At 62.6% G+C, this 17,440-nt stretch carries 18 protein-coding genes; 11 read left to right on the top strand and 7 right to left on the bottom strand.

Translation table 11 applies throughout. From position 1 onward, the window contains the following. Window positions 1–20: 20 nt before the first annotated feature. From pth to ACR0BA_RS07770, 5 genes are all read right to left on the bottom strand, one after another. On the bottom strand, window positions 21–707 hold the full coding sequence (gene pth / locus ACR0BA_RS07790; RefSeq protein ID WP_170369721.1) for an aminoacyl-tRNA hydrolase: 687 nt from the start codon (window positions 705–707) through the stop codon (window positions 21–23). A 132-nt stretch (window positions 708–839) separates the two neighbouring features. Next, the gene (locus tag ACR0BA_RS07785) at window positions 840–1,496 is read right to left on the bottom strand and encodes a 50S ribosomal protein L25/general stress protein Ctc (protein ID WP_170369719.1); all 657 of its coding nucleotides are present in this window, start codon (window positions 1,494–1,496) and stop codon (window positions 840–842) included. 110 nt (window positions 1,497–1,606) lie between these two features. Continuing rightward, window positions 1,607–2,773, bottom strand: coding sequence for an alpha-hydroxy acid oxidase (locus ACR0BA_RS07780; protein ID WP_480727207.1), 1,167 nt, complete (start codon window positions 2,771–2,773; stop codon window positions 1,607–1,609). 157 nt (window positions 2,774–2,930) lie between these two features. Further along, window positions 2,931–3,722, bottom strand: a complete 792-nt coding sequence (gene trpA, locus ACR0BA_RS07775) for a tryptophan synthase subunit alpha (RefSeq protein WP_170357093.1) — start codon at window positions 3,720–3,722, stop codon at window positions 2,931–2,933. Window positions 3,723–3,800: 78 nt separating this feature from the next. Continuing rightward, a complete protein-coding gene (locus ACR0BA_RS07770; RefSeq protein ID WP_170364892.1) occupies window positions 3,801–4,286 on the bottom strand; it encodes an acyloxyacyl hydrolase in 486 nt (161 codons plus the stop codon). Window positions 4,287–4,481: 195 nt separating this feature from the next. Here ACR0BA_RS07770 and ychF point away from each other — a divergent pair, with 195 nt between their 5' ends. The 8 genes from ychF (at window position 4,482) to ACR0BA_RS07730 (ending at window position 13,252) form a co-directional block, all read left to right on the top strand. Continuing rightward, window positions 4,482–5,579, top strand: a complete 1,098-nt coding sequence (ychF, locus tag ACR0BA_RS07765; RefSeq protein ID WP_170357094.1) for a redox-regulated ATPase YchF — start codon at window positions 4,482–4,484, stop codon at window positions 5,577–5,579. A 73-nt stretch (window positions 5,580–5,652) separates the two neighbouring features. Next, window positions 5,653–6,534 (top strand): LysR family transcriptional regulator, encoded by an 882-nt coding sequence (locus ACR0BA_RS07760; RefSeq protein WP_480727205.1) that lies wholly within the window; start codon window positions 5,653–5,655, stop codon window positions 6,532–6,534. Window positions 6,535–6,618: 84 nt separating this feature from the next. Beyond that, a complete protein-coding gene (locus tag ACR0BA_RS07755) occupies window positions 6,619–8,322 on the top strand; it encodes an NAD(P)H-dependent oxidoreductase subunit E (protein WP_480727204.1) in 1,704 nt (567 codons plus the stop codon). A gap of 11 nt (window positions 8,323–8,333) precedes the next feature. Beyond that, window positions 8,334–11,117, top strand: coding sequence for a formate dehydrogenase subunit alpha (fdhF, locus tag ACR0BA_RS07750; RefSeq protein WP_480727202.1), 2,784 nt, complete (start codon window positions 8,334–8,336; stop codon window positions 11,115–11,117). Window positions 11,118–11,234: 117 nt separating this feature from the next. After that, window positions 11,235–12,023: a cyclase family protein gene (locus tag ACR0BA_RS07745; protein WP_480727201.1), complete on the top strand. Its 789-nt coding sequence runs from the start codon at window positions 11,235–11,237 to the stop codon at window positions 12,021–12,023. After that, window positions 12,020–12,541, top strand: coding sequence for a thioesterase family protein (locus tag ACR0BA_RS07740; protein WP_480727199.1), 522 nt, complete (start codon window positions 12,020–12,022; stop codon window positions 12,539–12,541). The genes ACR0BA_RS07745 and ACR0BA_RS07740 overlap by 4 nt, the downstream gene beginning before the upstream one ends. Window positions 12,542–12,626: 85 nt before the next feature. Beyond that, window positions 12,627–12,845: a YMGG-like glycine zipper-containing protein gene (locus tag ACR0BA_RS07735; RefSeq protein WP_244952316.1), complete on the top strand. Its 219-nt coding sequence runs from the start codon at window positions 12,627–12,629 to the stop codon at window positions 12,843–12,845. Window positions 12,846–12,886: 41 nt separating this feature from the next. After that, a complete protein-coding gene (locus tag ACR0BA_RS07730; RefSeq protein WP_170357100.1) occupies window positions 12,887–13,252 on the top strand; it encodes a hypothetical protein in 366 nt (121 codons plus the stop codon). Between the two features lie 9 nt (window positions 13,253–13,261). Here ACR0BA_RS07730 and ACR0BA_RS07725 read toward each other — a convergent pair whose 3' ends face one another. Then, on the bottom strand, window positions 13,262–13,456 hold the full coding sequence (locus ACR0BA_RS07725) for a SlyX family protein (RefSeq protein WP_170357101.1): 195 nt from the start codon (window positions 13,454–13,456) through the stop codon (window positions 13,262–13,264). 128 nt (window positions 13,457–13,584) lie between these two features. Between ACR0BA_RS07725 and hisS the strand changes: the two genes are divergently transcribed. From hisS to hisG, 3 genes are read left to right on the top strand one after another with little or no spacing between them, the layout of a single operon-like run. Continuing rightward, window positions 13,585–15,072, top strand: a complete 1,488-nt coding sequence (hisS, locus tag ACR0BA_RS07720) for a histidine--tRNA ligase (RefSeq protein WP_480727197.1) — start codon at window positions 13,585–13,587, stop codon at window positions 15,070–15,072. A 3-nt stretch (window positions 15,073–15,075) separates the two neighbouring features. Beyond that, window positions 15,076–16,164: an ATP phosphoribosyltransferase regulatory subunit gene (locus ACR0BA_RS07715; protein WP_480727196.1), complete on the top strand. Its 1,089-nt coding sequence runs from the start codon at window positions 15,076–15,078 to the stop codon at window positions 16,162–16,164. After that, window positions 16,161–16,850, top strand: coding sequence for an ATP phosphoribosyltransferase (gene hisG, locus ACR0BA_RS07710; protein ID WP_480727195.1), 690 nt, complete (start codon window positions 16,161–16,163; stop codon window positions 16,848–16,850). The genes ACR0BA_RS07715 and hisG overlap by 4 nt, the downstream gene beginning before the upstream one ends. Before the next feature lie 2 nt (window positions 16,851–16,852). Here the strand turns inward: hisG and ACR0BA_RS07705 are convergent, their stop codons facing one another. Then, a complete protein-coding gene (locus tag ACR0BA_RS07705) occupies window positions 16,853–17,284 on the bottom strand; it encodes a DUF1489 family protein (protein ID WP_480727193.1) in 432 nt (143 codons plus the stop codon). Window positions 17,285–17,440: the final 156 nt, after the last annotated feature.

Raw genomic sequence — 17,440 nt, 5'->3', positions numbered from 1 at the left:
GTTGCGGAAGGTCTTTGCCGCTATCGGAACTTGTCCAACAGCTTCTGCATCGCAGTGCGGTCATCGGGCGTTGGCGTCTCGGCTTGCGGGGCAGGAGAGGTCTTGGTTTCGGATTTGGGCGTCGTGGTGGAACTGCGCGGTGGCGCTGTTCGCAGCGCCACGGCGTTCATGAACTTGGCCGCATCGCCCGCAGCCAGATGGACCGCCCCGTCTGCAACACCTTGCAGAACATCGTCCAGCCAGTCGGCGTCGGCCTTGGCGAAATCGCCCAGAACATAGGGCGAAACCAGCTCTTTGCGTCCGGGATGGCCGATCCCCAGCCGGACACGGTCATACGCGGCACCGATATGGTCGTGGATCGACCGCAGGCCGTTATGCCCGGCATGGCCGCCACCGGCCTTGGCGCGAACCTTCCCGGGTGCAAGGTCCAGTTCGTCATGGAAAACGGTCACATCGGTTGAGTCGAGCTTGAAGAACCGCATGGCCTCGCCGACCGATTGGCCCGAGCGGTTCATGAAGGTCATGGGTTTCAGCAGCAGGACCTTCTCTCGGCCCAGCATTCCTTCGGATATTTCACCCTGAAATTTCGAACGCCATGGCCCAAAGCCATGATCCCTGGCGATGGCATCCACCGCCATGAAACCGATATTGTGCCGGTTGCGGGCATACTTTGCGCCCGGATTGCCCAATCCGACAAACAGCTTCATCGCGAATTCCTTGTGCGTTTCGGTCCGGCGCAGAATTGCACGAGATGCCTTTCCAGTGCCAGCCGGTCGTTCAAAGAAAAACGGGGCCCTGGACGAGGCCCCGCTTCAAATTCCAATCCGAAGGATCCGGATTTATTCTTCGTCTTTGCCTACGACTTCAACTTCGTCGGCTGCGACTTCCTCTGCACCTTCGCCTTCTTCATCGTCGCTGGACGCCAGGCCGGTCGGTGCCGAGATGTTCGCAATCACGAAATCACGGTCGATGGTCGGTTTGGTGCCGTTGGGCAGGTCAACCGACGAGATGGTGACAACGTCGTTGATTTCCAGGCCGGTCAGATCGACGGTGATCTTTTCGGGGATGTCGCCGGCGGTGCAGACCAGCTCGACCTCAGGACGGACAACGGTCAGAACGCCGCCCTTCTTGATGCCGGGGGCCTCTTCCTCGTTGATGAATTCGACGGGGATGTACAGGGCGATCTTGGTCGTGCGACGCAGACGCATCAGGTCCAGGTGGGTCGGCAGGTCCTTGACGACATCACGCTGAACGTCGCGGCAGATGACGCGGACGTCTTCGTGGCCTTCGACCTTCAGGTTCCACAGGGTCGACTTGAAGCGGCCTGCCTTCAGGCGCTTGAACAGTTCGTTGAACGGAATCTGGATCGGCAGCGGGTCTTTCTCGCCACCAAATACGATGCCCGGAACCATGCCGTCGCGGCGTGCCTGACGAGCGGCGCCCTTGCCTGTCCCCGTCCGTTCCAGAGCTACGAGATCAGGAATCTCACCAGCCATGATAAATCTCCAATGTTAGGGCAGGGTGCCTCCAAGGCTGTCACCCCGCGTGAAGCGGCGTACTTAGACCGAATCCGGCCGTTTGGAAAGGGGTAAAAACGATTTCCGCGTCATTCCTGCCAGCGGCCGCGGAAGTCCTGCGGGACAAGCAGGTTGTGCGGCCCCAGATCGGCCACGTTGCGTTCGCCGCACAGGGCCATGGTGGTGTCCAGTTCCTTCTGGATCACCTCCAGCGCGGTGGTCACGCCCTTTTGGCCCATCGCGCCCAGCCCGTAGACGAATGCGCGCCCGATATAGGTGCCCTTGGCCCCCAGCGCCAGCGCCTTGAGCACGTCCTGCCCCGAGCGGATGCCGCTGTCGAGATGCACTTCGACGTCGCCGCCCACCGCATCCATGATCCGTGGCAGCATCCGGATCGAGCTGAGCGCGCCATCCAACTGCCGCCCGCCGTGGTTCGACACCACGATGGCGTCGGCGCCCAACTTGGCCGCCATCTTGGCGTCTTCGGGGTCCAGGATGCCCTTCAGGATCACCTTGCCGCCCCATTGCTCCATCAGTTTCTCGATCTTCTTCCAGTCGAGGCTGGGATCGAACTGCTCGGCGGTCCACGCGCCCAGCGATGAGGCGTCCGAGATGCCCTCGACATGGCCCACGATATTGCCGAACTCGCGCCGTTTCGCGCCCAGCATCTCGATGCCCCAGGCCCATTTTGTCATCAGGTTGGCGATGGTTTTGGCCGTCAGTTTCGGCGGGGCCGACAGGCCGTTCTTCAGGTCCTTGTGCCGTTGGCCGAGGATCTGCAGATCCAGGGTGATGACCAGGGCCGAGCATTTGGCATCCTTGGCGCGCTGGATCAGGCGGCGGACGTAATCTTCGTCCTTCATGGTGTACAGCTGGAACCAGAACGGCGCGCCGGTATGCTCGGCCACATCCTCGATCGAGTTGATCGACATGGTCGACAGCGTGAAGGGCACGCCGAAATCCAGCGCGGCCTTGGCGGCCTTCATTTCACCATCCGCATGCTGCATCCCGGTCAGGCCCACGGGTGCAAGGGCCACCGGCATGGCAACGTCCTGTCCAATCATCTGCGACGCGGTCGAGCGGCCGGACATGTCCACCGCAACCTTCTGGCGCAGGCGGATGTCGTGGAAGTCCGAGCTGTTGTCGCGGAAGGTCTGCTCGGTCCAGCTGCCGCTTTCGGCATAGTCATAGAACATCCGGGGCACCCGGCGTTCATAGATGCGTTTCAGGTCGTCGATATTGGTAATGACAGGCATGGCCGCACCCTTCTGTAGATTGGTTAGGTTTCTTTACCAATTCTTCCGCCGCGGCGCAACGGCCAGTTGCGCATGTGGTCAGGTGGGTCAAAGGCGCAAAGAAAAACCGCCGCAGGCGTGCGGCCTGCAGCGGTTGCAATCCGTTTGGGATTTGGCCTCAGGCGCTGTGGGCGCCGTCTGCCAGCGATTTCACGAAGTCCAGAACCTCGGCCACGGGTTTGCCGGCGGCGATCTGACTGACGATGGCCGAGCCGACCACCGCTCCGTCAGCAACGCTGGCGATGGCACGTGATTTCTCGGGCGTATTGATGCCGAACCCCACGATCACCGGAAGATCGGTCGCCGCCTTGATGCGCGCGACCTCGGGGCCGACATCGGTTGCCTCGGCTTCGGCCGCGCCGGTGATGCCGGTGATCGAGACGTAATAGACGAAGCCCGAGGTGTTCTGCAGCACCCGCGGCAGGCGCTTGTCATCCGTGGTTGGCGTGGCCAGCCGGATGAAGTTCAGACCGGCCGCCTGCGCGGGCAGGCACAGTTCTTCATCTTCTTCGGGTGGCAGGTCGACGACGATCAGGCCGTCGATGCCGGCCTCTTTGGCGTCGGCAAGGAACTTGTCCACGCCGCGGCTGTAGATCGGGTTGTAATAGCCCATCAGTACGATCGGGGTGGTGTCATCGGTTTCCCGGAATGCCTTGGCCAGATCCAGCGTGCGCTGCAGCGTCATGCCACCGTCCAGCGCCCTTTGACCAGCCGCCTGAATGGTGGGGCCGTCCGCCATCGGATCGGTGAAGGGCAGGCCCAGTTCGATCACGTCCACGCCGGCCGCCGGCAGGCCCCGAACAATCTCAAGCGAGGTGTCATAGTCGGGATCCCCGGCCATGATATAGGCGACAAAGGCCTTCTTCCCCTCGGCTTTAAGGGCGGCGAACTTGGCGTCGATACGGGTCATGGACGATCCTTGCATACAGGTTTGGACCTGATGTGCAGAAACTTTGGCCGAAAATCAATCCCGTCCTGAGCGGTGGGGTCAGAAGTTCAGGTGATACCGCAGCAAGAGCGCGTTCACGCCGGGGTTTTCCTCTTGCGTGCTGGCATTCGATTTGTGGGTCACGGCCAACGATATGTCATTGCCGTTGTTCAACGTATAGCCCAGCCCAAGAAGGCTTCGGATTTCGAAGCTCCCGCCCAGATCGTTCAATTCGTTGGCTTCGCTGTAGAATCCCGGCATCACGCTACCTTCCACAAACCATCTGTCGGCAAAGGAATAGACCCCGATCACCCCGGCGCCGATATGTGTGTTTCCATCCTCGTCCACCGACAGCGCGGCCCCGAGCGCGGCGCTGAAGCGGGTGGCCTCGTGAAATGGCCGGTGCTGGTATTCGAGGGAAAAGATCGCCTGGTCAATCGAGCTGCTGTCGGAATAGTCGGCGTAGCCGGCGCCGAAAATCACCGACTGCGCCTGCGCGGCTGTTGAAAAAGCCAGAAAAGCGGCGCTTGAAAGGAGGTTTTTCATGGGGATGTTCGCTGTTGATATTCGTAAAATGTTAAAGTTTGACACTATTCTTTCGTGTTCAATGTCAACAAGCACACGTTTTCCCTACATTTTCGTGATGTTGCAGATTGGACTCAGGGCCAGCAGCCGCAGATGCCTTGCGCATTGCACCGGACCCGCATAGAAGCAGCCCGCGAATGGCATCAGGAGGCCGTCATGGGCTTTAAAATGGGTATCGTGGGTCTGCCGAATGTCGGCAAGTCGACCCTGTTCAACGCGCTGACCAAGACCGCGGCCGCGCAGGCGGCGAATTTCCCGTTCTGCACAATCGAACCCAATGTGGGTGACGTGGCCGTTCCCGATGCGCGTCTGGACAAGTTGGCTGCGATCGCCAAGTCGAAGCAGATCATCCCGACCCGGATGACCTTCGTAGATATTGCAGGCCTGGTCAAAGGCGCTTCAAAAGGTGAGGGGCTGGGGAACCAGTTTCTGGCCAACATTCGCGAAACCGATGCCATCGCTCATGTGCTGCGCTGTTTCGAGGATGGCGACGTGACCCATGTCGAAGGCAAGGTCGATCCGGTGGCCGATGCCGAGACCATCGAGACCGAACTGATGCTGGCCGATCTGGAAAGCATCGAAAAGCGTCGCGCCAACCTCGTGCGCAAGCTCAAGGGCAACGACAAGGAGGCGCAGCAGCAGGATCGGTTGCTGGCCACCGCGCAAGAGATGCTGGAAAGCGGCAAACCCGCCCGTTTGGTCGAGGTGTCTGACGAGGATGCAAAAGCCTGGAAGATGCTGCAGTTGCTGACCACCAAGCCGGTCCTGTATGTCTGCAATGTCTCGGAAGAAGACGCTGCCGAAGGCAATGAATACTCCGCGCGTGTGGCCGAGATGGCCGCGGCGCAGGGCAATGCCCATGTCATCATCAGCGCCAAGATCGAAGAAGAGATCAGTCTGCTGGAGCCTGAAGAGGCGCAGATGTTCCTCGAAGAGATGGGGCTCGAAGAACCGGGCCTCGATCGGCTGATCCGTGCGGGGTACGACCTGCTCAAACTGGAAACCTATTTCACGGTCGGCCCGAAAGAGGCGCGCGCCTGGACCATTCGCAGGGGCACTGCAGCGCCTCAGGCAGCCGGTGTCATCCACGGCGACTTTGAAAAGGGTTTCATCCGCGCCGAGACCATTGCCTATGATGATTTCGTGGCGTGCAATGGCGAACAGGGTGCCAAAGAGGCCGGCAAGATGCGTGCAGAAGGCAAAAGCTATGTCGTCAAGGATGGCGACGTGATGCACTTCCTGTTCAACACCTGATCACGAAACAGCTTTTCTGGGCGGGCATTGGCGGTATCTTACGGTATCGCTCCAGTTCGCCCGAGGCCCGCACGTGTTCGAAATCCGCGATCTGCAATTGCTCAGCGCCTTGGCGCGCCACCGCCATTTTGCCAAGGCGGCCGAGGAGTGCGGTATTTCGCAGCCCGCGTTCTCGATGCGCATCCGCAACCTCGAGGATCGGCTTGGCGTGTCCATCGTCCGACGTGCGAACCGCTTTCAGGGCCTGACCGAAGAGGGCGAGATGATCGTTCGCCGCGCTCGCCGCATACTGGATGACGCCAAAGCGCTCGAGCAGGAGGTGCAGGCGATCAAGGGCGAGATCACCGGTACACTGATCCTGGGCGTGATCCCGACCGCCATCGCGTTTACTGGCCGCTTGGTCAAGCGGCTGCAGCAGGCGCATCCGCGTATCCTGTCGCGGATCGAGACGATGTCGGCCACGGCAATCCAGCACCGTCTGGACGAAGGCAGCCTGGATGCCGGGATCACCTATGGCGACAGCATCGGCACTGATCTGCGCCATGTGCAGCCTTTGTACGAGGAAACCTATGTTTTGCTCGTGCCCGAGCATATGACGCAGGAGACCGGCCCGATCCCTTGGGCGCAGGTCGCCGAGTTTCCGCTCAGCTTGTTGGAGCCCCAGATGCAGAACAGGCGCATTCTCGACAGGATTTTCGCCGAACAGGGGTTGCATCCGCGTGTGGTGGCTGAAACCAGCGGGTTTACTGCCTCGATGGTCATGGCGCGCGAAGGGCTGGCGGCGACGGTAGTGCCACGGGTTCTGGTACGGGCGCTCGGCGATTTGCAAGGCACGGGTGTCCTGCCTCTGGTCGACCCGGTGGTCAGCAAGCCGATCTGTCTGGCGACGCTGGCGCGGGATCCGGAATTGCCCACCGTTGGCGCATTGCGGCAGGTCGTGACGTCTTTGCGGTGATAAACTGTCGTTATCGTGCCATTGGTTTTTGCGATTTGACGATATGCTACTCTGATGAGAGACGAGGCTCGATCGGAGGGCATCATGGCACCATTGGATACCAAGCCATCAGGCGCGCCAAAGGGCGTCTGGAAGTCAGGTAAAGGCAAGGGGCGGCACACGCCCAAGGGCCGTCAGTTCACAGACGAAGCGCAGGCCGAGATTCAGCGCCTGCTGGGCGACCGCCCGCGCCGCCGCGATCTGCTGATCGAGTTTCTGCACCTGATCCAGGATGCGCACGGCCATATCAGTTCCGACCACATCGCGGCGCTGGCGGTCGAGATGCGGATCGGTCAGGCCGAGATCTACGAGACCGCGACTTTCTATGCCCATTTCGACGTGGTGAAAGAAGGTGAAACTCCTCCGCCGGCCCTGACGATCCGCGTCTGCGACTCACTGTCCTGCGAAATGGCAGGCGCGCAGCAGCTGAAGAAGGCGCTGGAGGACGGGCTGGACCCGTCCGAAGTCCGCGTTCTGCGTGCGCCCTGCATGGGTCGCTGCGACACCGCACCAGTGCTGGAAATCGGGCACAATCACATCGACCACGCAACCCCCGAAAAGGTGCAGGCCGCCATCGCGGCCGGAGACACCCACGCCCAACAGCCCGACTATGAGACCTTTGCGACCTATGTCGAGAACGGCGGTTACGCCAAACTGAAAGAACTGCGCGAAGGCGGCGACTGGGAAGCGGTTCAGGAACAGGTTCTGGCCTCGGGCCTGCGGGGCCTCGGCGGCGCCGGTTTCCCGTCGGGCAAGAAATGGGGCTTTGTCCGCATGAATGACGGCCCGCGCTATCTGGCCGTGAACGGGGATGAGGGCGAGCCCGGTACCTTCAAGGACCGCTACTATCTTGAACGCACGCCGCATGTTTTCCTCGAAGGGATGCTGATCGCCGCATGGGCAGTCGAGGCTGAGACCTGCTTCATCTACATGCGCGACGAATACCCGGCGGTGCTGGAAATCCTACGGCGCGAGATAGCGGCGCTGGAACAGGCCGGGATCGTCGAGAAAGGCTATATCGACCTGCGCCGGGGTGCTGGTGCCTATATCTGCGGTGAAGAATCCGCGATGATTGAGTCGATTGAGGGCAAAAAGGGCCTGCCGCGTCACCGTCCGCCTTTCGTGGCGCAGGTCGGCGTATTCGGCCGCCCGACGTTGGTGCACAATGTCGAGACGCTCTACTGGGTCTCGAAGATCTGCCGGGAAGGCCCGGAAATCCTCAGCTCAGTCGAAAAGAATGGCCGCAAGGGCCTGCGCAGCTATTCGGTTTCGGGCCGGGTGGCCAAGCCGGGCGTCTACCTGCTGCCGGCAGGCTCGACCATTTTGGACGTGATTGATGCCGCCGGGGGCATGGCCGAGGGCCATGTCTTCAAGGCGTATCAACCGGGCGGGCCGTCGTCGGGTCTGCTGCCCGCGTCGATGGACGACATCCCGTTGGACTTCGACACTCTGCAACCGCACGGCACCTTCATCGGGTCCGCCGCAGTGGTTGTCCTGTCCGATCAGGACACGGCCCGCGATGCGGCGCTGAACATGCTGCGCTTCTTCGAGGACGAAAGCTGTGGCCAGTGCACGCCCTGCCGGGCCGGCTGCGAAAAGGCGGTCAAGCTGATGCAGGCTGACAAGTGGGACACCGACCTGCTGGAAGACCTGTGCCAGGTGATGGGCGATGCCTCGATCTGCGGTCTGGGGCAGGCGGCCCCGAACCCGATACGCCTGGTCATGAAACATTTCGCCAATGAGATCTGAGGGAGACAGCCATGCTTGACGCAAGCGAAACCAAGACCGTCACCTTCAACCTGAACGGCGAAGACGTGACCGTGCCCGAGGGCACCACGATCTGGGAAGCGGCCAACGGCAAGGGCCTGGTCATCCCGCACCTGTGCCATAAACCTGCGCCGGGCTATCGCCCCGACGGCAACTGCCGCGCCTGCATGGTCGAGGTCGAGGGCGAGCGGACGCTGGTCGCCTCGTGCATCCGTCCGGCGGCTGAAGGAATGGTCGTGAAAACCGACACCGACCGCGCCGAGAAATCGCGCGCGCTGGTGATGGAACTGCTGGTGGCCGACCAGCCCGAACAGCCGCATGATGCCTCGAGCCATTTTTGGGACATGGCCAAGCTGAACGATGTCAGCGACAGCCGCTTTCCGGCGAAAGAGCCCGAGAAGATCCCTCTTCTGGATGACAGCCATGTGGCGATGCGGGTCAATCTGGATGCCTGCATCAACTGCAACCTCTGCGTCCGTGCCTGCCGCGACGTGCAGGTGAATGACGTGATCGGCATGGCCGGCCGCGGGCATACCGCCCAGGTGGTGTTCGACCAGAACGACCCGATGGGTGACTCAACCTGCGTGGCTTGCGGCGAATGCGTTCAGGCTTGCCCCACCGGCGCGCTGATGCCCGCCACCGTGCTGGACGACCAGCAGCGCGGCGACGGCAAGGATTACGATTTCGAGACCGAAAGCGTCTGCCCCTTCTGCGGGGTGGGCTGCAAGGTCAGCCTCAAGGTCAAGGACGGCAAGGTCAAATATGTCGAGGGCATCAACGGCCCCGCCAACGAGGGCCGACTGTGCGTCAAGGGCCGGTTCGGGTTCGACTACATCCACCATCCGCACCGCCTGACCAAGCCGCTGATCCGGCGCGAGGATGCGCCACCCAAGGGGTTGAACGTCGATCCCGCCGACTGGAGCACCCATTTCCGCGAGGCGACCTGGGACGAGGCGCTGGATCTGGCCGCCAAGGGGCTGATGGAGTTGCGGGATGAAGATCCGCGCAGCGTGGCGGGCTTTGGCTCGGCCAAATGCACCAACGAAGAGGCCTATCTGTTCCAGAAGTTCATCCGGCAGGGCTTTGGCCACAACAACGTGGACCACTGCACGCGGCTGTGCCACGCCTCGTCGGTGGCGGCGCTGATCGAGAACGTGGGCTCGGGCGCGGTGACCGCGACCTTCAACGAGATCGAGAACGCCGATGTGGCCATCATCATCGGCGCCAACCCGATCGAGAACCACCCCGTCGCAGCCACCTATTTCAAGCAGTTCGCTAAGCGCGGCGGCAAGCTGATCGTGATGGACCCGCGCGGCGTGGGCATGCGCAAATTCGCGACCGAGATGCTGCAGTTCCGGCCCGGTGCCGATGTCTCGATGCTGAACGCGATCATGAACGTGATCGTCGAGGAAGAGCTGTATGACAGCCAGTACATCCACCGCTGGACCGAGAACTGGGAGGCCGAGAAGGAGCACCTGCGCCAGTTCACCCCCGAGAAGATGGCACCGATCTGCGGGATCGAACCCGATCAGCTGCGCCGCGTGGCCCGGATTTTCGCCAATGCGAATGCGGGCCTAATCTTCTGGGGCATGGGCGTCAGCCAGCATATCCACGGCACCGATAATTCGCGCTGTCTGATCTCGCTGGCGCTGATGACGGGCAATGTGGGCAAGCCCGGCGCGGGTCTGCACCCGCTGCGGGGGCAGAACAACGTGCAGGGGGCCTCGGACGCAGGCCTGATCCCGATGTTCCTGCCCGACTACCAGTCGGTCACCGACGACGCCGTGCGGGCCAGGTTCAGCCAGGTCTGGAACTCGGGCGATTTCTCGAACGAGAAGGGCCTGACCGTGACCGAGATCATCGACCACGCCTATGCGGGCAAGATCAAGGGCATGTACATCCTGGGTGAAAACCCGGCCATGTCCGACCCCGACGTGCACCACGCCCGCGAGGCGCTGGCCAAGCTGGATCTGATGATCGTGCAGGACATCTTTTTGACCGAGACGGCGAATTATGCCGACATCATCCTGCCGGCCTCGGCGCTGTATGAAAAGAACGGCACGGTGTCGAACACCAACCGTCAGGTGCAGCGCGTGCGCCCCGCGGTGCCGCCGCCGGGCGAGGCGCGCGAGGATTGGGCGATCACCGTCGATCTGGCGCAGCGCATCGGGCTGAACTGGGACTACACGGATGTCTCGCAGGTGTTCAACGAGATGAAGCTGACCATGGCTTCGCTGGACAACATCACATGGGAGCGGCTCGAGACCGAGAGCATCACCTATCCGTCGCTGTCCGAGACCGATCCGGGCCAGTCGATCGTGTTCGGCGACGGCTTCCCGCGCCCGGATGGCCGTGCGAAATTCACCCCGGCCAGCATCATTCCCCCGGATGAGGCCCCGGACGAGGAATTCCCAATGATTGCCACCACAGGGCGGCAGCTGGAACACTGGCACACCGGGTCCATGACCCGTCGTGCCAAGGTTCTGGACGCGGTCGAGCCCGAGGCGAACTGTTCGATGAATCCGCGCACGCTCAAGCTGATGGGGATCGAACCCGGCGAGATGGTGCGTCTGACCACCCGGCGCGGCTCGATCGAGATCATGGTGCGTGCCGACCGGGCGATTGCCGAGGACATGGTGTTCATCCCCTTCGCCTATGTCGAGGCGGCGGCGAACATCCTGACCAACTCGGCCATCGACCCCTATGGCAAGATCCCCGAGTTCAAGTTCTCGGCCATCCGTGTCGAAAAGATCGAGGACGCCATCGCGGCCGAGTAACGACTGCCACCACACACCAAAAGTCTGAAAAGGCGGGCCAGCGTGCCCGCCTTTTTCTTGGCTTGACAGATGCTTGCAGCCAGCCAACCCTTGGGCCGCGCAACCCCGGAGGAGTTCATGGCCCGCCGTTTCGTCGATCTGTCCGTCCCGCTGGAAACCGGCATCGTGTCGGACCCGCCAATCATGCTGCCGCAGATCGAATACAAGAGCCACGACCAGACGGCCGAGCAGGTAATGGCCTTTTTCCCTGGTCTGAAGAAAGAGGACCTGCCTGGCGGCGAGGGCTGGGCCATCGAACGTTTGCAGATCGCCACCCATAATGGCACCCACCTGGACGCGCCGTACCATCACCACTCGACCATGAACCGGGGCGAGCGGGCGATCACCATCGACGAGGTGCCGCTGGAGTGGTGCATGAACCCGGGCGTGAAGCTGGATTTCCGGCATTTCGAGGATGGCTACGTCGTCACCGCCGCCGATGTCGCGGCCGAGCTGAAGCGGATCGGGCATGACCTGCGACCGCTGGATATCGTCGTGGTCAACACCTCGGCCGGCACCTGTTATGGCCAGCCGGATTACCTGATGAAAGGCTGCGGAATGGGGCGCGAGGCCACGCTGTACCTGACCGAGCGCGGCGTGCGCGTGACCGGCACCGACGCCTGGAGCTGGGACGCGCCCTTTCCGCTGACCGCGCAGGAATACGCGGAAACACATGACCCCTCGATCATCTGGGAGGGGCATCGCGCGTCGATGGAGATCGGCTATTGCCACATGGAGAAGCTGACCAATCTGGAAAGCCTGCCGCCCACGGGGTTCGAGATCTCGTGCTTTCCGTTCAAGATCAAGGGCGCCTCGGCCGGGTTCATCCGCGCGGTGGCGATCTTCGAGGAGGACGACGGCGAATGACCCCGCAATCCAAACCCTTGGGCGGCCATGACGGCCCGTACCCCGCGCCGGTCGAAATCACCGGTTTTTCGGTCCGGCCCGACTGGATCGATTACAACGGCCACATGAATGTGGGGTATTACGGCGTGGTGTTCGATCTGGCCTTTGAACGGCTGCTGGTCGATCATCTGGGCTTGGGCGAACCGCAGGTCGCGGCGCTGGGGCAGGGACCGTACATCCTGCAGTCGCACCTGCATTTCCTGCGCGAGGTTCGCGAGGGCGAGGCGCTGGTTTTCCGGTTTCGGATGCTGGATGCCGATCACAAGCGTGGTCACTATTTTGCGCAGATGGTGTCGGCCGAGGATGGCGTGGTCTGTGCCACCCAAGAGGCCCTGGTCATGAATGTCAGCCACACAACAGGCCGGTCGGTACCCTATCCGGACTGGGCCGCGGCGCGGCTGGCGCGAATGGTGTCCGACCATGCCACATTGCCCCCCGAGCCGCAGATCGGCAGACCAATCGGCATTCGGCGCAAATAGCCTGGGGATGGCCTTAGTTGCCAGAATTCCAGGAGCGGGCTACGCTGACCATCCGGTTCGGGCTTGGTCACGGGAGGGCAACCAAATGTGGATCTTGAGGAAATGCGCGCAGGCGCCAGCCTGTATATTGGCGGCATCGCTGATCGTCTTGCCTGCGTCAGCTGCTTTGGCGGACAAGAAAAAGGAAGAAGATGCGCTGAAGGGCGCCCTGATTGGCGCCGGCGTCGGAGCGTTGATCGGAGATGGCAAAGGCGCGGCCGCAGGTGCGGTTGTCGGTGCCATCATTGGGGCAAACCGCAAGTGACGGGGGTGTCCAAGATTGACCGCCTTCAGAAAGGAGCCCTGATGCGACTGCTTGATTTCAAACCTGTTCTGGCTGGCTTGATCCTTCTCCCGTCCATTGGCATGGCGGACGAGGCCGCCGACCAGATGGCGCAAGACGCACTTCCGCTAATGTACCATACCTGCGCGTCGGTCATCGAAGAGGCTGATGGGAATGATGAATACGTTTTCGACGTCGTCAGAAAGATGACCGCTCTTTCACTCTACAACCGTCAGGTTAATATCGAAGATTTTGCATCCTCGGACGAAGAAAAGGCCAAGCTGCGCGAGGCTTTTCTTTCAGCGTTGACCGAAGGTTGCGCAGGCGATGAGGATGCCCTGTTGGGTGGTGTCGTCGACGATGCCGTTAGATCAACGCTTGGGCTGTAGGGGCTGGGCTCAATAGTGCGGTGGGCGCTCGTCGCCCAGAATGACTCCGCCGGATCCTTCCTGCGCACGTTCGGCTTCGCGCTGCATCAACATCGCCACGCGGCGGGTCAGGCGGTCGATTTCGTCCTGCTGCTTGGCGACCACCATGCTAAGGTCATCCACGGTGCGGGTCAGATGGGCAATTTTTTCTTCCAGATGCTGCATCGCTGGGGCTCCTGTGATCTGGTGCGGTCATACCGCTGTGGCGCGCGCAATGCCAGCGCTGGCTTGCCCCGACCCAGACCATGGGATAGACCGCGCGCGCAAGTGATGAAATCCCAAGGACGCCCCACATGGCCAAGCCCAAGAAACAGCCCCGCCCCAAGGCCGTCACGCCGAAAGGGTTCCGCGACTATTTCGGCCAGGAAGTCACGCAGCGCACCGAGATGCTGCGGACGATTGCGGACGTCTATCATCGCTATGGGTTTGACGCGCTGGAAAGCAGCGCCGTGGAAACGGTCGAGGCGCTGGGCAAATTTCTGCCCGACGTCGATCGCCCGAACGAAGGCGTGTTCGCCTGGCAGGAGTTTGACGAGGGCGGCAACGGCGACTGGATGGCGTTGCGCTATGATCTGACAGCACCTTTGGCCCGGGTCTATGCCCAGCACCGCAACGACCTGCCCACGCCCTATCGCCGCTATGCGATGGGGCCGGTCTGGCGCAACGAAAAGCCGGGGCCGGGACGGTATCGCCAGTTCTATCAGTGTGATGCGGATACTGTGGGTACGGCCAGTATGGCCGCCGATGCCGAAATCTGCGCCATGCTTTCCGACACGCTGGAGACCGTGGGCATCCCGCGCGGCGACTATGTGGTGCGGGTCAACAACCGCAAGGTCCTGAACGGCGTGCTCGAGGCCATGGGCCTCAGCACGGACGCGGCGGCGCGCGACGACGTTCTGCGCACCATCGACAAGTTCGACAAAGTGGGCGAGCAGGGCGTGCGCGAGTTGCTGACCAAGGGCCGGCTGGACGCTTCGGGCGCGTTCATCGATGGCGTGGGTCTGTCCGACGATCAGGCCGAGCCGGTGATCGCCTTCCTGACGTCCAAGGCTGATGACACCGCCGGAACGCTGGCCAACCTGCGCGCGGCAGTGGGCGACAGCAAGATCGGCGCCGAAGGCATCTCCGAGCTGGAACAGATCGGCGAGTTGCTGGCCGCGGGCGGCTATGGTGCCGATCGCATCCAGATCGACCCCTCGGTCGTGCGAGGGCTGGGATACTACACCGGTCCGGTCTACGAGGCCGAACTGACCTTTGAGATCTTCGACGAAAAGGGCCGCAAGCGGCAGTTCGGGTCGGTCTCGGGCGGCGGGCGCTATGATGATCTGGTGAAGCGTTTCACCGGACAGGAAGTGCCCGCGACCGGTGTCTCGATCGGGGTCGACCGGTTGCTGGCCGCGCTGCGCGAAAAAGGGCGGATCAAGTCGCATGACACCGGGCCGGTCGTCGTGACCGTGATGGACCGGGACCGCATGGCCGATTATCAGGCGATGGTGGCCGAGCTGCGCAATGGCGGCATCCGCGCCGAGGTTTATCTGGGTAACCCCAAGAATTTCGGCAATCAGCTGAAATATGCGGACAAGCGCAACTCGCCCGTCGCGGTGATCGAGGGCGGGGACGAGAAGGACCGCGGCGTGGTTCAGATCAAGGACCTGATCCTGGGTGCGAAGATCGCCGAAAGCGCCACGCTTGAGGAATGGAAGGAACGCCCCAGCCAGTTCGAGGTACCGCGCGGTGATCTGGTCGCCAAGGTGCGCGAGATTCTGGACAGTCAGGACTGAGCCATGCCCAACCGATCCCAGATCCAGGCCCGGGCCGCGATGATGCGCGTGCGTTTCGAGGCCGCCGGGGCGCAGGTCGTCGACCCGCCGCTGCTGCAATCGGCCGAGACGCTGCTGGACCTTTACGGCGAGGATATCCGCGCGCGCGCCTATGTCACCTCGGACGCGCTGCGCGGCGAACAGATGCTGCGCCCGGATTTCACTCTGCCGGTGGTGCAGATGCACATGCGCGACGGGGCCGAACCGGCGCGCTATACCTATTCGGGCGAGGTGTTCCGCCGTCAGGAACATGACCCCGACCGCGCCAATGAATACATCCAGGTAGGCTACGAGGTCTTTGACCGCGACGATCCGGCAGGGGCCGATGCCGAGGTGTTCTCGCTATTTGCCCTGCAATTGCGCGGCCTGCCGCTGCGCGCGGCGACCGGCGACATCGGCATTCTGACCGCGGCCGTACAGGGCCTGCGCACCTCCGACCAACGCAAGGCCGCGCTGATGCGCCACCTGTGGCGGCCGCGCCGATTCCGGGCTCTGCTGGACCGGTTCGCGGGCCGCAAGCCCGAGCCGGACCACCGCGCCGCGTTGCTTTCGGTGGCTGACCCGATGGCCTTCGACGCGCCGGTGATCGGCAAGCGCCGACCGGCCGAGATCGCCTCTCGTATCGACGCCCTGCGCGCCGACCGCGACACGCCGCCGATTTCCGACACGGAAATGGCCGGGCTGGACTCGCTGCTGGGCGTGCGCGAGACCATGCCCTATGCGCTGGAGCACCTGCGCGATATCGCCGTCGATCTACCTCAGATCATCCCCGCGCTGGACCGGCTTGAAGCGCGGATCGCCGCCCTGCAGGCGCGTGGCGTTGACGTCGGCAAGCTGGATTTCGAAGCCTCGTATGGGCGCACCTCGATGGAATATTACGACGGGTTCGTTTTCGGATTCTACGCCGAGCGCCGCCCCGACCTGCCGCCCATCGCCACCGGCGGGCGCTATGATGCGCTGACGCGGCGGCTGGGCAACGGGGCCGAGATCCCGGCGGTGGGTGGCGTGCTGCGCCCCGACCTGATGCTGGAAATCGAGGAGGCGGGCCAATGACCCTGAAGCTGGGCGTGCCGTCCAAGGGGCGGCTGATGGAGAAAACCTTTGCCTGGTTCGCCCGCCACGGGATCGAGCTTTCGCGGGCCGGGTCCGGCCGGGAATATGCGGGCAAGGTGGACGGGATCGAGGATGTCTCGCTGATCCTGCTGTCGGCCGGAGAGATCCCGCGTGAGCTGGCTGCCGGCCGTATTCATCTGGGCGTGACCGGCACCGATCTGGTGCACGAGAAATTGCCACGCTGGGAACAGCAGGTTGAAGAAATCGCGCCGCTGGGCTTCGGCCAGGCCGATCTGGTGATCGCGGTTCCGGTCTGCTGGGTCGATGTCGAGACGCTGGATGACCTGGACGCCGCCGCCGCCGCCTTTCGGGCCACGCACGGGCACCGCCTGCGGATCGCCACCAAGTACCACCGTCTGGTGCGTGAGTTCCTGACCGATTCCGGGGTTGCCGACTACACGCTGGTCGACAGCCAGGGGGCGACCGAGGGCACGGTGATGAATGAAACCGCCGAGGCGATAGCTGACATCACCTCGACCGGTGAGACCCTACGCGCCAACCACCTCAAGATCCTCTCGGACGGGTTGATCCTGCAATCGCAGGCCACTCTGTGGCGCAGCCGGGTTGCGGAGTACGGGGCCACGGAAAAGGCTGCTCTGACAGAAGTGATGCGCCGTCTGGGCTGAGGTCAGAGCACGCCGATCTCGGCCAGCGCGCGGTTCAGATCCTCGGGCAGAGCGTCGTCCTGCGCGCGGCTTTCGGGCAGGTCTGCGGGGCTGTCCTCGGGTTTCAGATAGCGCCAGCCTTGAAAGGGCCGTTTCTGCGCGCCCTGGGTGCGGTGGACCTGCGGGTCCAGCACGATGGAGCAGCGGCGGATGCCATCCTCACCCGTCACCTCGTCCAACCGCAAAACCCGCTGGCGGCACTGGATGACACCCTTGATGACCCAGAAGATCGATCCGCCGTTCAGAATCTCGGCCTCGCGCTTGGGCCACATGCGGGTGATGTGGCGGGGCAGGCCGTCCGGAAACCGCTGGCGATAGCTGTCCTGCCAGGCGATCAGGCTGTCCACGCTCTCGGACCCGACGGAGAGTTTCACGAGGTTGATGTAATTATCCACAGCTTTCCCACAGAGTCGTCCCACGGACTATCTTTATATTGTAGCTTACCGTTGCGCGCTATCAAGCTGTTGTGGTTTGCGGGGGGCGGCGTCTATTCTGGGTGCCTCTTTCAATGCACGGAATCAGTGTCAATGCGGCAATCAAGTGAACAGGGG

Source organism: Ruegeria sp. CI5, assembly GCF_056536885.1.
This window is presented reverse-complemented; position numbering and strand designations above follow the sequence as displayed.

What these genes read in the sequence shown, in the direction of transcription:
- pth (WP_170369721.1), bottom strand. Translation starts at nt 707, where the DNA reads ATGAAGCTGTTTGTCGGATTGGGCAATCCGGGCGCAAAGTATGCCCGC.
- ACR0BA_RS07785 (WP_170369719.1), bottom strand. Translation starts at nt 1,496, where the DNA reads ATGGCTGGTGAGATTCCTGATCTCGTAGCTCTGGAACGGACGGGGACA.
- ACR0BA_RS07780 (WP_480727207.1), bottom strand. Translation starts at nt 2,773, where the DNA reads ATGCCTGTCATTACCAATATCGACGACCTGAAACGCATCTATGAACGC.
- trpA (WP_170357093.1), bottom strand. Translation starts at nt 3,722, where the DNA reads ATGACCCGTATCGACGCCAAGTTCGCCGCCCTTAAAGCCGAGGGGAAG.
- ACR0BA_RS07770 (WP_170364892.1), bottom strand. Translation starts at nt 4,286, where the DNA reads ATGAAAAACCTCCTTTCAAGCGCCGCTTTTCTGGCTTTTTCAACAGCC.
- ychF (WP_170357094.1), top strand. Translation starts at nt 4,482, where the DNA reads ATGGGCTTTAAAATGGGTATCGTGGGTCTGCCGAATGTCGGCAAGTCG.
- ACR0BA_RS07755 (WP_480727204.1), top strand. Translation starts at nt 6,619, where the DNA reads ATGGCACCATTGGATACCAAGCCATCAGGCGCGCCAAAGGGCGTCTGG.
- fdhF (WP_480727202.1), top strand. Translation starts at nt 8,334, where the DNA reads ATGCTTGACGCAAGCGAAACCAAGACCGTCACCTTCAACCTGAACGGC.
- ACR0BA_RS07745 (WP_480727201.1), top strand. Translation starts at nt 11,235, where the DNA reads ATGGCCCGCCGTTTCGTCGATCTGTCCGTCCCGCTGGAAACCGGCATC.
- ACR0BA_RS07740 (WP_480727199.1), top strand. Translation starts at nt 12,020, where the DNA reads ATGACCCCGCAATCCAAACCCTTGGGCGGCCATGACGGCCCGTACCCC.
- ACR0BA_RS07735 (WP_244952316.1), top strand. Translation starts at nt 12,627, where the DNA reads ATGTGGATCTTGAGGAAATGCGCGCAGGCGCCAGCCTGTATATTGGCG.
- ACR0BA_RS07730 (WP_170357100.1), top strand. Translation starts at nt 12,887, where the DNA reads ATGCGACTGCTTGATTTCAAACCTGTTCTGGCTGGCTTGATCCTTCTC.
- ACR0BA_RS07725 (WP_170357101.1), bottom strand. Translation starts at nt 13,456, where the DNA reads ATGCAGCATCTGGAAGAAAAAATTGCCCATCTGACCCGCACCGTGGAT.
- hisS (WP_480727197.1), top strand. Translation starts at nt 13,585, where the DNA reads ATGGCCAAGCCCAAGAAACAGCCCCGCCCCAAGGCCGTCACGCCGAAA.
- ACR0BA_RS07715 (WP_480727196.1), top strand. Translation starts at nt 15,076, where the DNA reads ATGCCCAACCGATCCCAGATCCAGGCCCGGGCCGCGATGATGCGCGTG.
- hisG (WP_480727195.1), top strand. Translation starts at nt 16,161, where the DNA reads ATGACCCTGAAGCTGGGCGTGCCGTCCAAGGGGCGGCTGATGGAGAAA.